The sequence below is a fragment of the Brevibacterium sp. Lmc1 genome, from assembly GCF_057654315.1.
This window is the reverse complement of sequence record NZ_CM172803.1, coordinates 3,948,051-3,962,566: the sequence shown is the minus strand read 5'-3', so window position 1 is coordinate 3,962,566 and position 14,516 is coordinate 3,948,051. Positions and strand designations below refer to the sequence as shown.

At 65.9% G+C, this 14,516-nt stretch carries 12 protein-coding genes; all 12 read left to right on the top strand.

The features are described from left to right. Nucleotides 1-290: 290 nt before the first annotated feature. The 12 genes from dcd to AC239G_RS17710 all read left to right on the top strand — a co-directional run bounded on the left by dcd (nucleotide 291) and on the right by AC239G_RS17710 (nucleotide 14,506). Nucleotides 291-869 (top strand): dCTP deaminase, encoded by a 579-nt coding sequence (gene dcd, locus AC239G_RS17765; RefSeq protein WP_139468980.1) that lies wholly within the window; start codon nucleotides 291-293, stop codon nucleotides 867-869. After that, a complete protein-coding gene (locus tag AC239G_RS17760; protein ID WP_487489430.1) occupies nucleotides 866-2,068 on the top strand; it encodes a hypothetical protein in 1,203 nt (400 codons plus the stop codon). The genes dcd and AC239G_RS17760 overlap by 4 nt, the downstream gene beginning before the upstream one ends. A gap of 159 nt (nucleotides 2,069-2,227) precedes the next feature. Continuing rightward, nucleotides 2,228-5,275 carry a Na+/H+ antiporter subunit A gene (locus tag AC239G_RS17755; RefSeq protein ID WP_139469126.1) on the top strand — a complete coding sequence of 1,016 codons (3,048 nt, stop codon included), beginning with the start codon at nucleotides 2,228-2,230 and terminating at the stop codon, nucleotides 5,273-5,275. Beyond that, complete coding sequence (locus tag AC239G_RS17750; RefSeq protein ID WP_482400942.1) at nucleotides 5,272-5,907, top strand: Na(+)/H(+) antiporter subunit C; 636 nt, start codon at nucleotides 5,272-5,274, stop codon at nucleotides 5,905-5,907. The genes AC239G_RS17755 and AC239G_RS17750 overlap by 4 nt, the downstream gene beginning before the upstream one ends. Continuing rightward, complete coding sequence (locus tag AC239G_RS17745; protein ID WP_139468982.1) at nucleotides 5,904-7,484, top strand: Na+/H+ antiporter subunit D; 1,581 nt, start codon at nucleotides 5,904-5,906, stop codon at nucleotides 7,482-7,484. Before AC239G_RS17750 ends, AC239G_RS17745 begins: the two co-directional genes overlap by 4 nt. Beyond that, entirely contained in the window at nucleotides 7,484-8,197 is a 714-nt protein-coding gene (locus tag AC239G_RS17740) for a Na+/H+ antiporter subunit E (RefSeq protein ID WP_487489429.1), read from the top strand. The genes AC239G_RS17745 and AC239G_RS17740 overlap by 1 nt, the downstream gene beginning before the upstream one ends. Beyond that, nucleotides 8,194-8,739 (top strand): MrpF/PhaF family protein, encoded by a 546-nt coding sequence (locus tag AC239G_RS17735; protein WP_487489428.1) that lies wholly within the window; start codon nucleotides 8,194-8,196, stop codon nucleotides 8,737-8,739. Before AC239G_RS17740 ends, AC239G_RS17735 begins: the two co-directional genes overlap by 4 nt. Next, nucleotides 8,729-9,124 carry a monovalent cation/H(+) antiporter subunit G gene (gene mnhG, locus AC239G_RS17730; protein ID WP_101546653.1) on the top strand — a complete coding sequence of 132 codons (396 nt, stop codon included), beginning with the start codon at nucleotides 8,729-8,731 and terminating at the stop codon, nucleotides 9,122-9,124. The genes AC239G_RS17735 and mnhG overlap by 11 nt, the downstream gene beginning before the upstream one ends. Beyond that, nucleotides 9,114-9,866: a response regulator transcription factor gene (locus AC239G_RS17725; RefSeq protein WP_139468984.1), complete on the top strand. Its 753-nt coding sequence runs from the start codon at nucleotides 9,114-9,116 to the stop codon at nucleotides 9,864-9,866. Before mnhG ends, AC239G_RS17725 begins: the two co-directional genes overlap by 11 nt. Then, complete coding sequence (locus AC239G_RS17720) at nucleotides 9,863-11,491, top strand: sensor histidine kinase (protein WP_487489427.1); 1,629 nt, start codon at nucleotides 9,863-9,865, stop codon at nucleotides 11,489-11,491. The genes AC239G_RS17725 and AC239G_RS17720 overlap by 4 nt, the downstream gene beginning before the upstream one ends. Nucleotides 11,492-11,538: 47 nt before the next feature. Next, a complete protein-coding gene (locus AC239G_RS17715; protein ID WP_487489426.1) occupies nucleotides 11,539-12,297 on the top strand; it encodes a hypothetical protein in 759 nt (252 codons plus the stop codon). Nucleotides 12,298-12,490: 193 nt separating this feature from the next. Next, the gene (locus AC239G_RS17710) at nucleotides 12,491-14,506 is read left to right on the top strand and encodes a S9 family peptidase (RefSeq protein ID WP_434592243.1); all 2,016 of its coding nucleotides are present in this window, start codon (nucleotides 12,491-12,493) and stop codon (nucleotides 14,504-14,506) included. Nucleotides 14,507-14,516: the final 10 nt, after the last annotated feature.

Genomic DNA, 14,516 nt, shown 5'->3' with positions numbered 1-14,516 from the left:
CTACCCACGAAAGACGATGGACTCCCGGCATTCCTTGGCTTAAGAAGGGGAAGGCACCATCGTGCGCGGGTCCGTACAGCTCATTACCCTAAAGCATTCATCCGCCGCTATGGGGAGACACACGGGTAAAAATCAGGAGAATTCCCGAGAATCGTTACCGTTTTGTGACATAGTTTCGGCGTGTCGGTAGATTTTGCCGGCCGGTTATGCGTATTCGACCCATGGTTCGGCAGAAGGGAGAGGAGAGAAAGCTCAAGCGTGCGGGGCTTGCAGCGACTACCATCGGAAGCGTGACTCTCCTTTCCGACCGCGACATCCGCGCCGAGCTCGACTCCGGACGCATCGCCCTCGACCCCTACGACCCGTCGCTGATCCAGCCGGCCAGCGTCGACGTGTGTCTCGACCGCTACTTCCGGCTCTTCGACAACCACAAGTACGCGGTCATCGACCCGAGCCTCGAGCAGCCCGAACTCACCCGTTTCGTCGAAGCCGCTCCGGGGGAGCCCTTCGTCCTCCACCCGGGGGAGTTCGTCCTCGCATCCACTCATGAGCTCGTGACTCTGCCCGTCGATGTCGCGGCTCGGCTCGAGGGCAAGTCCTCGCTCGGACGTCTCGGTCTCCTGACCCATTCGACGGCCGGTTTCATCGACCCCGGTTTCAGCGGCCACGTCACCCTGGAGCTGTCGAACGTCGCGACCCTGCCGATCACCCTTTGGCCGGGGATGAAGATCGGCCAGCTCTGCTTCTTCCGACTCAGCTCGGCGGCGGAGAACCCCTACGGTTCCCAGGCCACGGGCAACCGCTACCAGGGCCAGCGCGGCCCGACCGCTTCCCGTTCGCACCTCAATTTCTATCGGAGGGACATGTGATCACCCGCCGCGAACTGCGGCTGCAACGCGAAGCCGCTGAACGCGCCGCCCGGGAACAGGCCGACGCTGCGCGCTACCAGGCCCCCGACGCCGAAGCGACGGATGCCTCTGCCCCGACGGATGCTTCTGCCCCGACAGATGCCTCCGCCCCCGTGCCCCCTGCCTCCGACGCTCAGGCCGCGAGCAGGCGGCGGACCGGGATGCCGTCGACGGGACGGCCCGGATACGGCGGTGACACGTCCGCGCCCGAGGACACGGCCACCTCGGCGGATCTGCGCGGTTTCCACCTCATCCTCCTCGATGACGCGGTCGAGGTCTCCGACGTCCTCGCGCTCATCCACAACAAGCTGCCCGATCTGCGCCCCGTGCTCGACGAGCACGGGCAGCTGCGCCTGAGCCGGCACTCCCGACTGAGCTCCGGGGCTGCCCTCGACCCGGCCGATGCCGCCGCGCTCGAAGTCCCCGACTGGGCTCGGCATGCCATCGTCATCGACTGCCCCCGGGATCGGCAGCCGACCCCGCCGCCGGACTGGTTCGCCGACGCCGACGGACTCCACGAGGCCTTCCCCAACGGAATGCCGGATCGGGAGGAGGAGCGGATGCTCAGCCTCATGCTCTCCGTCGCCTCCCGCCTCCACACGGGCGTGCGCCTGGCCGACGAGCCCGGACTGCCGACGCGGGTGATCATCCCCGACCCGGAGGCGAAGGTCGACCTCTACATCTACTCCTCGTACTGGATGGAGCCGTCGGTCGCGCTCGACTTCGTCCGCCGCCATGCCCCGCACGCCTTCCAGCAGTCCCTGCCCACCCCAGACGAGGATGTGCTGGCCCAAGCGAGCATCGACGATCCGCTCTTCGACCCTTCCGCCCCGGTCATCCTCGACGGCTATGCCCTGCTCGTCCCGCTCGGCGAGATAGATGAATCCGCCGGCAGCCTCGAGATCCGAGTGATGGAAGCCGAGTGGGTTCCGCCGATCGTCGCCGCCCACACCGACGCCCCGCAGATCGAATACCACGTGCACTGGATGGACACCGAGTCGAAGCGCTATCAGCCGAACCAGGGTCGCCGCTTCCGACGGATGCGCGGTCGGGTGGCCGAACTCACAGATGCGATCGGAGCCGAGCTGCTCGTCGGCTCGGACGGCATCGGTCTCGACGAGAACGGCTTCCTCGTGACCAGCAGACAGCTGCGCGCGTGACCAGCTGTCGGATGCGCGCGTGAGCGGTGTCGTGTCGGGGCAGAGCCTGTCTCAGCTCACACCCAGCAATTGGGGAAACGACACCTGTTCGTGCGAAAATGACATGACGAACCTTTCTCACAAACAGGCATATGACGGAGGTGGCCGCCGGTGATAGTCATGACAGGGGCCTTCTTCGGGGCATCTGTCATCGCCTACCCTCTGGTTCGCCTGCTCGGTCGCAACGCTTTCTTCTTCCTCGCTCTCGTCCCCTTCGCGGGACTGCTGTGGAGCCTGTCGACGATCCCAGAGATCTTCGGCCCCGCCGCCCAGCCGGTCGTGGAGAATCTCGACTGGCTGCCCGAGCTCGGTCTCGCCGGAATCTTCCGCCTCGACGTGCTCTCCTGGATCATGACGCTGCTGGTGACCGGGGTCGGAGCCCTCGTCTTCGTCTACTGTGCACGCTACTTCCCGCCCGACGAGCCGGGACTGGCCCGGTTCGCGGGAATCTTCATGGCCTTCGCCGGAATGATGTACGGGCTCGTCATCGCCGACGAACTGCTCATGCTCTACCTGTTCTGGGAAGGCACCACCGTCTTCTCCTACCTGCTCATCGGGCACAGCCAGTCCCGCCGCCGTTCCAGGCAGGCGGCACTGCAGGCCCTCATCGTCACCACCGCAGGCGGGCTGGCCATGCTCGTGGGCATGATCCTGCTCATCACCGCCACCGGCACCGGGCAGATCTCGACGCTGGTCGACCGAGCCCAGTCGGGCATGGACACCGGCGGAATCATCATCTCCGCCGTCATCCTCATCCTCGTCGGCGCGATCTCGAAGTCCGCGCTCATGCCGTTCCACTTCTGGCTGCCCGGCGCCATGGCCGCACCCACTCCGGTGAGCGCCTATCTGCACGCCGCGGCCATGGTCAAGGCGGGAATCTACCTCGTCCTGCGCCTGGCGCCTGGCTACAACAACATCCCCGGCTGGTCCGAGGTGCTGCTCACCCTGGGTCTGCTGACGATGTTCATCGGCGGTTGGCAGGCGCTGAAGCAGACCGACCTCAAACTGCTGCTGGCCTTCGGTACGGTCTCGCAGCTCGGATTCCTCACCACCATGGCCTCGTTCGGCACTCCGGACATCACGAAGGCAGCCTTGGGTCTGCTCATCGCCCACGCCCTGTTCAAGTCGTGTCTGTTCCTGTGCGTCGGAATCATCGACCACCGTGCCGGCACCCGTGACCTGACGAAGCTCTCCGGCGGCTGGAAGGCCTTCCCCGTCGTCGCCGTGTGCGCGACGATCGCTGCCGCCTCGATGGCCGGACTGCCCCCTCTGCTCGGCTTCGCGGCGAAGGAAGCCGCGTACTCGACCCTTCTGTCCTCGCCGGACAAGGCCTCGGTCATCGCCTTCATCGGCATCATGATCGGCTCGATCCTCACCGTCGCCTACTCGGCCCGTTTCGTCTGGGGCGCGTTCTCCTCGAAGCCCGGAGTCGACGACATCGCCCGCCGCGACGAGAAGCTCACCCTCGTCGTCTCCCCGCTCATCCTCACCGCCCTGACTCTGGCGCTCGGCCCGGGAGTCGGCCTGCTCGACGGCTACTTCTCCGCGTGGACCTCCGGGCTGCCGGCTGTGGCCGAAGGCGATGGGCACTACCACCTCGCGCTGTGGCACGGATTCGAACCGGCGCTCGCCTTCACCGCCGTCACCGTCGCCGCTGGCCTCGCTCTGTTCATCTACCGCCGTCCCTTCGCGAAGGTGCAGGCGACGCTGCCGTCGGGACTGGACTTCCACGAGCTCTACCGAATGCTCATCGGCTGGATGGAGGCCCTGGCGCTGTGGGTCACCGCCCGCACCCAGCGCGGTTCGCTGCCGTTCTACCAAGGCGTGGTCTACCTCGTCCTCGTCGCCGGACTGGGACTGGCGATCATCTCCAACGACACGTGGAACATCACATTCCGGCTCTGGGACACCCCGCTGGACCTCATCGTCGCGGCCGTGCTCGTCATCGTCGCAATCGGTGCCACCCGAGCCAAGAAGCGGTTCACCGCCGTCGTCGTCACCGGCATCTCCGGCTACGCCATGGTCGCCTACTTCGCCTTCGTCGGCGCTCCCGACCTGGCCCTGACCCAGGTGCTCGTCGAGACCATCACGATCGTCGTCTTCGTCCTCGTCCTCCGCCGGCTGCCGGCGCGCATCGGCGAGTCGACCGGTCGACTCACCCCCGCCTGGCGGGCGATCATCGGCGGTGCCGTGGGCATCACCATGATGCTCGTGGTCCTCATCGCCTCCGGTGTGCGCATGGCCGATCCGATCTCCATCGACTTCGGTCAGCTCGCCTACGAGCTCGGTCACGGCAAGAACATCGTCAATGTCACCCTCGTCGATATCCGCGCGTGGGACACGATGGGCGAGATCTCGGTGCTCGTGGCCGCCGGAACCGGTATCGCAGGCCTCATCTTCGTCCGTGGTCGCGAAGGCCACCTGCACCGGTTCGAACGGAAGAAGGACGGCACCGAGGCGGCCGGCCGCATCCGCTTCCAACCCGTGGCCGAGGACGTCGTCGACCTCCACCACGCCGGCCGCGGGGAGGGGCTGTCGCAGAAGCGTGCGTCCTGGCTCATCGCCGGACGGACCCTGGCTCCGCGCAATCGGTCGATCATCCTCGAGGTCACTGCCCGTCTGATCTTCCACGCCGTCATCGTCTTCTCCGTCTACCTTCTCTTCGCCGGCCACAACGATCCGGGCGGCGGATTCGCCGGCGGCCTCGTCGCCGGGCTCGCGCTCGTCGTGCGCTACCTTGCCGGAGGCAAGTACGAGCTCGCCGAGGCGGCCCCCTTCACCCCCTCGGGAATGCTGGGCACCGGTCTGGTCACCGCGATCCTCACCGTCATCGGCGGGTGGATCTGGGGTGGGACGGTCTTCGAATCCGTCTACATCGAGGGTGATCTGCCGGTGCTGGGCCACCTGTCCTTCGGTACGTCGACGTTCTTCGACATCGGCGTCTACCTCATCGTCGTCGGCCTCATGCTCGACATCCTCCGCTCGCTGGGAGCCGAGGTCGATCTGCACCAGGAGCGCGACGAGGCGATGCTGACCAACCGCATCCACGACAATGTGAACTTCTCCGAGGACATGGGCGCCACGGCCGAACACCGGGCCGTGTCCGAAATCATCGACCGCGTCAACGAACTCGACGTCGACAACGGTGCGGAAGGAGGCCGCCTATGAGCGTCCCCTTCATCATGGTCCTGGCCATGGGCGTCCTCTTCGCCGCCGGCATCTACCTCATGCTCGAACGCTCCCTGACCCGAGTCCTGCTCGGCTTCATCCTGCTCGGCAACGGAGCGAACCTGCTCATCATCCTCACCGCCGGCCGCGGTTCCCCACCCCTGACCGACGGAGAGAACCTGTCGACCGAAGGCATGTCCGATCCGCTGCCGCATGCCCTCGTCCTCACAGCCATCGTCATCACCTTCTCCGTGACGGCGTTCCTGCTGGCGATGATCTACCGCTCTTGGAGGCTCATGCGCGCCGATTCGCTGCAGGACGACGACACCGACCTCCAGGTGGCGATCACGAAGCTCATCGACTCCGAGGCTGAGGCGAGCACCGACTACGACGACACCGAGTTCGGTGACGAAGCGGAGTCCCCGATCACCGGTGCCATCGACCTCGACGACGACGGCACGCCCGCAGAGCGGGAGGACCTCGCCGACGACATCGAGGACGCGTCGACCCCGGCGGAGGCCGATGCCATCGCCGAGGAGGCCGTGGACTCGCAGACGGAAGCGCACAGCGCCGAGGAGGCCGAGGTCACCGAAGAGGCCAAAGAGGCGAAACAGCAGGGAGACGACGCATGATCGATCTTCTGCCCGTGCTCGTTCCCCTGCCGGTTCTGCTGCCGCTCATCGGCGCCGGAATCGCGCTCATCCTGTCGAAGCACACGCGGGCGCAGAACATCGTGTCGATCGCGATCCTGGTCGCGGTCATGGTCATCGCCACGATGATCCTCTTCGGAGTCGATGCGCATGGGCCGCAGGTCGTGGCGATCGGCGGGTGGCAGCCTCCTGCGGGCATCGTGCTCGTCGCCGACCGGCTGTCAGCTCTCATGCTCATCGTGTCTGCACTGGTCACACTGTGCGTGCTCGTCTACGCCCTGAGTCAGGACGCCAACGACGATTCGAACGAGACTCCGATCTCCGTGTTCAACCCCAGCTATCTGGTGCTGTGCGCGGGCATTGCGAACTCGTTCCTCGCCGGAGACCTGTTCAATCTCTACGTCGGCTTCGAGATGTTCCTCGTCGCCTCCTATGTGCTGCTCACCCTCGGTGCCACGGCGGAGCGGATCCGGGCGGGAGTCACCTATGTGATCATCTCGCTTGTGTCCTCGGTGATCTTCCTCGCCGCCATCGGTGTCATCTACGCCGCGTGCGGCACCGTGAACATGGCGCAGCTGTCCGAGAGGATCTCGGACCTGCCGGCCGATGTGCAGATGATCCTCCACGTCCTCCTGCTGCTGGGCTTCGGCATCAAGGCCGCGATCTTCCCGCTGTCGTTCTGGCTGCCCGACTCCTATCCGACGGCACCGGCCCCGGTGACAGCGGTCTTCGCAGGACTGCTGACCAAGGTCGGCATCTATGCGATCATCCGCACGGAGACCCTGCTGTTCGCCGAATCCTCCCTGCGGGTGCCGCTGCTCATCGCGGCCGGGCTGACGATGCTCGTGGGCATCTTCGGCGCCATCGCGCAGTCGGAGATCAAGAGGATCGTATCCTTCACACTGGTCTCCCATATCGGCTATATGCTCTTCGGCGTGGCCCTGGGCACGAGTGTCGGCCTGTCTGCGGCGATCTACTACACGGTTCACCACATCATCGTCCAGACCGCGCTGTTCCTGGCCATCGGCCTCGTCGAAATGCGCGGCGGGTCCACCTCGACGAGGTCGCTCGGCGGTCTCATGGTGCTCTCGCCGGTGATCACGATCATCTTCTTCATCCCGGCTCTCAACCTCTCCGGCATTCCGCCGTTCTCCGGGTTCATCGGCAAGGTCGCACTCTTCCTCGCCGGCTTCGACGACCACGCGTGGCTGCCGACCGTCCTCATCGTCGCCGGCACCGTGACGAGTCTGCTCACTCTCTACGTCATCGGACGTACCTTCAACCTCGCATTCTGGCGTGATCCGGCCGATGCGGAGGAGCCGAACGAGGACCTCGTCGAGGAGTTCACGGAGCGGAAGAAGACGCTGCTGGCGGGGAAGAAGTGGAAATCTCAGATCGGCGTTCCCCCCGCCATGGTGGCGGCCACCTCGGTGGTGGTGATCGCCTCCATCGTTCTCACCGTCGCAGCCGAACCTCTGTGGGACATGTCGAACCGGGCGGCCGAGAACCTCTCGACGCCGATCGACTACGTCACGAACGTGCTCGGAGGTGATGAGTGATGAGCCCCGACCGAGACCAGGGACAGACCCGAGCTGACGGCCAGGACCGAGTCCGCGGCCGGGACCGAGTCCACGGCCGGGACCGGGCAGCGGCACAGGACCGGGCGATGGGTCAGGACCGGGTGCCGGCGAACCGGGCGCGGATGAGCCGGGGCCGCGGATTCATCCAGCAGCTCGTGCTGCTGGTCTCGCTGGTTCTGCTGTGGCTGATGCTGTGGGATTCGATCACTGTGGTCACCGTGGTCACCGGAATCGTGCTGGCCTTCGTCATCACGCGCGTCTTCTACCTCCCGCCCGTTGTGCTCTCCGGACGGTTCAACGTCTGGCATGCGTTGGTGTTCGGTCTGTGGTTCCTCTATTCGGTTCTCCACGCCTCCATCGAAGTCGCCTGGTATGCGTTCCGTCGCAAAGCGGTCGGCGCCGGGTCCGTCGTCGCCTGCGATCTGCGCACGAGCTCGGACCTCGTGCTCACCCTCATCGCCGATACCGCCAGCCTCATCCCCGGGTCGATCATCATCGACAGCGATCGCGCCATGGGCATGCTCTACCTGCACTTCCTCGACTGCGATTCCGAGGAGAAGGTGCGCAAGGCGAAAGCGCAGGTCTACTACATCGAAGAGCTGCTCATCCGCACTCTCGGTTCGCACCGTGATCTCGCCGCCCTGCGGGCCAGACCGGATCCGTTGGCCGAAGCCGAAGGGGGCCGCTCATGAGTGAGATCGTCCTCCACTCCCTCGTCGTCGCCAGTTCGGTGCTGTTGGCCGCCTCGGTGGTCATTGCGCTCTTCCGGATCGTCCGCGGTCCGTCGATCCTCGACCGCATGATCGGCACCGACGTCGTGCTGGCGGCGATCATGTGCGGCCTCGGCGGGTATATGGCTCTGTCCGACCGGACGGATCTGCTGCCCGTGCTCATCGTGCTCGCGATGCTCGGCTTCGTCGGTTCGGTGAGCGTGTCGCGGTATGTGTCGAAGTCCGATTCGATGACTCCCGGCGCCGAGGCGGGGGCCCTGTCCGAGTTCAGTGCCTCTGACTGGCACATGCCCCGTGATGCGGACGAGCAGGGCGCCGGGCCCGGATCGACCTCTGAGCCCCAGGCTCGACCCGGCGATGACGTCACCGAGATCGCGGATGTTACCTACGACGCCCACGCCGACAGCGGCGGAGAGGGCGAGGGCACCGGACCCGACCCGGGACCCGATGACGCCGAGCACGTGTCGGATGGCGACGGGCAGGAGAGCAATCGTGGTTCTTGACATCATCTCGGCCGTGCTCATCTTCCTCGGCGCGGTCCTGTCCCTGGCCGCCGCGGTCGGTCTCGTCCGCTTCGGCGACCTTCTCTCGCGAATGCACGCGAGCGCGAAACCCCAGGTGCTGGGCCTGGTGCTCGTCGCCGTGGCGATCGCGATCCAGTTCCCGACTTGGGCGACGGTGACGACTCTGGCGATCATCATCTCCTTCCAGCTCGTGACGATTCCCGTCGCCACCCATATGGTCGGCCGCGCCGGCTATCGCACCAAGCACCTGCGTCGATCTATGCTGTACCGAGATGAACTCGCCGAGGCGGTCGACCGTGCCGAGGCCCGAGAGATCGCCTGGGAACGCCAGAGAGGAACCGGAACAGACCACCATGACGGCTGACAATCACACCGAGCCCCAACCACTCGTCTTAGTCGCCGATGATGAGCCCGACGTCCTCGGGGCGGTCGTACCGTTCCTCGAGCGCTCCGGTTTCCGGGTGTTGCCTGCCAGCGACGGACTGCTCGCTCTCGACGAGATCCATCGTCACAAACCCGATGTGTGCGTCCTCGACGTGCTCATGCCCGGAGCCGACGGTCGGCAGGTGCTGCGCCGCCTGCGCCAAGAGGAGAACTGGGTTCCGGTGCTGCTGCTGACCCAGGTCGGCGAGGGCGTCGAGCGGGCGATGGCGCTCGAAGAGGGCGCGGACGACTACCTCAACAAACCCTTCGATCCGCACGAGCTCGTCGCGCGCATCCGTGCCGTGCTGCGCCGGACCCGCAATGACGGTCCGCCCTTGGCCACGGCACCGGTGCTCGTGTCCAGCTTCGGCCTGCGCGTCGACCGTGTCGGACGCCGGGCGTGGTTGGGGCAGCGTGAACTCGTCATCACCCCGAAGGGCTTCACCCTGCTCGAGTACCTCATGGTGCACAAGGACGAGCTCATCGAACGCTCCCGCCTGCTCGAAGTGCTGTGGGGATTCGAAGAGGCCGTGGGCACCCGTGCCGTGGACTCCCGGGTCGCCGAGCTGCGTCGTGTGCTCGGCGAGGACGCCGCAGAACCGCGGTGGATCGCCACCGTGCAGGGGCGCGGCTATCGTTTCGTCGGTGAGGTCCGCGGCGAGGACGGACAGAGCCGTCTATGACGAACTTCCTTGTCTTCGAGATCCAGGTCTGGCTGTTCCTGCTGCTGCTCGTCATCGTGCTCGGCGGTCTCGCCGTCGGTGCCTGGTTCGGCTGGCGGTATCTGCAGAGGCGTGAGGCCGCGCTGCGGGAATCCATCGAGACGGCCGCGGCCGAGGATTCGATGACGAAGCGCAATCGGATGCTCATCCGACTCGATCATGAGCTGAAGAATCCGCTGACGGCGCTGCGCACCTCGGCGGCGAGCATCCGGGAGGTCGTCCGCGACGGCGGCACGCTGAGCGAGGTTGAGCCGGCCGCCAAGCAGGTCGACGTGTCCTCGCGCCGGGTCGCCCGACTGCTGGCCGATCTGCGCAAGCTCGCCGACGTCGAGACCCGCATCATCGAATACGCCCGCGTCGATCTCGATGCGCTCATCCATCAGGCCGTCGAAGATGCATCGACGGCGCCGGGAGCCGAGGACCGGATGATCGTGGCGACTGTCGCCCGTGCTCCGTGGCGGCTGCCCGATGTCGCCGGTGAAGAGGATCTGCTGCTCACCGCGATCCTCAACCTGCTGGGCAATGCTCTCAAATACTCGTCGCAGGCCGAAGTCGTCGAGCTGCGTGCCAATGAGCAGATCATCGACGGGCACCGCTGGGTCGTCGTCGAGGTTGCGGATACGGGCAGCGGCATCCCGCTGGCCGAACAGGAGAACGTCTGGGACGAGCTCTCTCGCGGTTCACGTGTACGCGCAGTCGCCGGTTCGGGCATGGGACTCTCGCTCGTGCGCGCCATCGTCACTCGGCACGGCGGATCCGTGCAGCTCTTCAGCCAGGAGGGTGTGGGCACCTCGGTGCGCATGGTCCTCCCCGTCCTTGCCGATGCCGCGCCCGTGACCGTTCCGCAGATGTCGGATCATATGGATCGGGTCGCTGCCGGTTCGCATGCGGTGCAGCCGGTGCAGCAGGCGGATTCGCGGCAGGCGCCCGGATTCCTGCCTCCGCGTCAGCCCAATGAGGCCGAATTGCAGGGACGGATCCTCGGCACTCCGCGGCGGACGTCGAAGCGTCGTCTCGAGAGGGTCGACGGGAACCTGGTCAATCGTCGGACGGGCGAATCCGTCTCCGGTGGGTTCCCGCCGGATTCCGGTCAGCATTCGCAGTTCAAACCGCCGCGTCAGGCCTCGAACGCCGGCGGACAGAACCCGGGCTATGGGCAGCCGCCTGCCGGCAGCCAGCCGAACTCGGGTCCTCAGAGATCCGGCCCGCAACAGCCCGGACAGCCTTCGGTCGGAAGTCAGCCGCACTCGGGTCAGCAGAGCTTCGGGCAGCCACCTGTGGGCAGTCAGCCCAATTCCGGTCCGCAGAGCTTCGGCCAGCCCTACGCGGGAAGTCAGCCCAATTCGGGACCCCAGAACTTCGGCCAGCAGCCCGTCGGCAGCCAGCCCGGTGCTCCGTACAACGGTCAGCCGCCTGCAGGCAGTCAGCCCGCCGGCGGCCCCCAGTCCACCGGACAACCACCTGTCGGAAGCCAGTCCGGATCAGGTCCGCAAATGCCTCAGCACGGGTACGGGCCGGCTCAGCCGAATCAGAACGGCCCGGAAGCGGGGTACCCAGACCGTCGCCGCCGAGGTGACCAGCAGTGACACCAGCGACACCAGTGACTGGGCGCACGGCATCGGATACCTCATCCGTGGGGATCTTCGCAGCGAAGAGACCCGTTTCGGGGAGTCGTGCCGCGGGGAGTCCCGACGCGGGCAGACCCGCCTCGGCGCGACGAGCCGCGGCCGCCGGCACACTCGCACTGACCGTCCTCCTCAGCGGATGCTCGGTCCTCCAGATCCGCACGGAAGACAAGTCCGCAGGGCCGGTGCGGATCGGCGTGGAGGAGACCGCCGGTCCCGAGCCTACGGGCAAGCCCACCGAAGCCGGCATCCCCGAGGGGATGACGAAGACTTCAGTGACGTTCGGCAGCAGCTGCCCGGTCGAACTCACCTTCGCAATCGGTGATGACTGGAGAGACAGCACCGGGAGTACCGAGCAGTTCCATGTATTCAACCATGGCGAAGACACCACTCGCGGCGATACCATCCTCGTCAACTGCACCGACGAATACGGTGACAGTGCTCAGGAAGTCGTTGATCAGAAGAGGCGGTACAACTTCTCCGAACAGGACTCACAGGTGTTGGCCGAGCAGACAGGGTCTCTGGCCGCGGGCGAGTTCTGGAGCTATCAGGGTGAACTCGGTCCGACCGAGATCCTCGCTATCAACAACGAACCGACTTATGCCTTCGGGGTGCAGACGGGGTATAAGATCAACGGGCGCCTGGTGAATCTGTCCATCGAGATGCGCACACCGAAGACGAACACCGAAGTGGCGGAGGACTTCAAGAAGATGCTTCCGACGGTGACGATCGATGGTGAGAAAGTCCCGTCACCGAGCTTCCACTGACGTGCCAGTGAGCACCGAACGACGTGGCGATCAGGTGCCCGCGAAGATAGTGCGCCCGCGAAGTTAATGCGCCCGCGATCCGGTCGACCGCCTCGGTGACTCCGGTCGGTCATCACAGGGGCCGGCCGCCTCGGCGATCTGGGGTTTCTCTGGATTTCGCCCCGGAATCTGCGCGGGGATCTAGGATGGGAAGATGACGACCCACGACGCAGTGACCCGACTCCTCGACGCCCGCCGCCTGCAAGGCCTCTTGACGAATCAGAGCGGCCGCGTCATCGCCCAGTACTCGTTCCTCAATTCCGAAGGGAATTCCTCCCTCAGCCACCTCGCCGATATCAGCGGGGAGACGCCCCGACGCATCACTCGCGGCGATCAGTCCGTGGGACCGGCCGCACTGAGCGAGGACGGCACGATCGTCTTCGCCTCCAAACGCAAGGGCGAGGACGGCAAGGATGCCGAGTCCCCGAGCCTGTGGGCCCTGCCGGACAACGGTGAGGCCCGCAAGCTTACCGATCATGAGGGCGGTTTCTCCCGAATCGAGGTCAAGGGCGAGACCATCATCGTCGAGTTCCCCGTCCATACATGGGCCGCCGACGAGAACGACCATCAGGAATTCAGCTCCGAACGCAGCGACGCGAAGGTCAGCGGGATCCTCCACACCGGTTTCCCCGTCCGTCGCTGGGATCATGATCTGGGGCCGGGACGGCAGATCCTGGCTGTGGCCACCCTCGACGAGGCGGCCGCCGACTTCCCCGAAGTCAGTGACGAGCTGAGTGCCCCGGCGGGCTTGGACTTCCGGTACCTGTCCCTGCCGTCTGGGCGACTTGTCGATTGGGCCGTCGACGATGGGGCGCGCTTCGCCCTCGTCCAGCTCGAGAAGCCGATCCCCGGACAGCTCGAGGCCAGTGAGGTCTGGCGCGTGGACCTCGACGGGGAACCCGAACTGCATCGTCTGACGAAACCGGCTGCCGATCACAGCTTCGACATCGAGGCGATCAGCCCGGACGGGACGAAAGCACTGGTCACTCGCGTACAGAACTGGACTCCGCAGACCAACCTCGCGGCCGAACTCATGGTCCTCGATCTCGAGACCGCGGAACTGAATCCTGTGTGGCCGGATGGTGATTTCTGGTTCTCCCCGATCTGGGCAGACGATTCGACCATCGTGGCCACCGCGGATGATCACGGTCGCGGCAGCATCTTCATCGGTGACATCAATGATGCTCAGCCTCGGCGGCTCGTCGGGGGCGCCGATCAGAAGTATTCGTTCTCGGGGCTGGCCCTGCGCGAGGACACGGTCGTGGCGACCGCCTCGGCGATTGATGTCGCGCCGCTGCCGATCTCCGTCGACCTCCGCACCGGGGTCATCAGCGAGCTCGCGAACCCCGCGACGGTGCTCGACGAGGAAGGCACCCTCACCGAGGTCGAGGTCCGTGCCGAGGACGGCACGCCGATCCGTGCGTGGCTGGTGCTTCCGGAAGGGGAGGGGCCGCATCCGCTCGTCGTCTTCGCCCACGGCGGACCGTGGGGGTCGTGGAATGCGTGGACCTACCGGTGGAATCCGGGTCCCTTCGCGGCTGCCGGCTATGCGGTGCTGCTGCCGGACCCGGCGATCTCCACCGGCTACGGGCAGGCGATGATCGATCGCGGTCAGCAGCAGCTCGGCGGCACTCCTTTCACCGACATCATGGCGCTGACCGAGGCCGCAGGTGAGAGGGCGGACATCGATTTCGAACGTGTCGCCCTGGCCGGCGGGTCCTACGGCGGATACATGGCCAATTGGGTGGCCGGGCATACCGGCAGCGCGTTCAAGTGCGTCGTCACCCACGCCTCTCTGTGGAACACCACGTCGATGGGGCGGACGACGGACAATTCGTCGTGGGATCAGGCGATGCGGGAGCAGTCGACTCAGTATTCGCCGCACCTGTTCGCCGATGACATCGAGGTGCCGATGCTCGTCATCCATGGCGACAAGGACTACCGGGTACCGATCGGTCAGGGTCAGGAGCTGTGGCTGGATCTTCTCACTCGGGCGAAGACTCCCCTCGACGCCGATGGCGACACTCAGCATCGGTTCCTCTACTTCCCCGACGAGGGGCATTGGATCCTCGGCCGCGGGAACGCCGAGGTCTGGTACCGCACCGTGCTCGCGTTCCTCGATACGCATGTGCTCGGCATCGACGCGAACCGAGTTCGCACACTGGGGTGAGCCGGCAGTC

What these genes read in the sequence shown, in the direction of transcription:
- AC239G_RS17735 (WP_487489428.1), top strand. Translation starts at nt 8,194, where the DNA reads ATGAGTGAGATCGTCCTCCACTCCCTCGTCGTCGCCAGTTCGGTGCTG.
- AC239G_RS17745 (WP_139468982.1), top strand. Translation starts at nt 5,904, where the DNA reads ATGATCGATCTTCTGCCCGTGCTCGTTCCCCTGCCGGTTCTGCTGCCG.
- AC239G_RS17740 (WP_487489429.1), top strand. Translation starts at nt 7,484, where the DNA reads ATGAGCCCCGACCGAGACCAGGGACAGACCCGAGCTGACGGCCAGGAC.
- AC239G_RS17710 (WP_434592243.1), top strand. Translation starts at nt 12,491, where the DNA reads ATGACGACCCACGACGCAGTGACCCGACTCCTCGACGCCCGCCGCCTG.
- AC239G_RS17750 (WP_482400942.1), top strand. Translation starts at nt 5,272, where the DNA reads ATGAGCGTCCCCTTCATCATGGTCCTGGCCATGGGCGTCCTCTTCGCC.
- AC239G_RS17755 (WP_139469126.1), top strand. Translation starts at nt 2,228, where the DNA reads ATGACAGGGGCCTTCTTCGGGGCATCTGTCATCGCCTACCCTCTGGTT.
- AC239G_RS17720 (WP_487489427.1), top strand. Translation starts at nt 9,863, where the DNA reads ATGACGAACTTCCTTGTCTTCGAGATCCAGGTCTGGCTGTTCCTGCTG.
- AC239G_RS17725 (WP_139468984.1), top strand. Translation starts at nt 9,114, where the DNA reads ATGACGGCTGACAATCACACCGAGCCCCAACCACTCGTCTTAGTCGCC.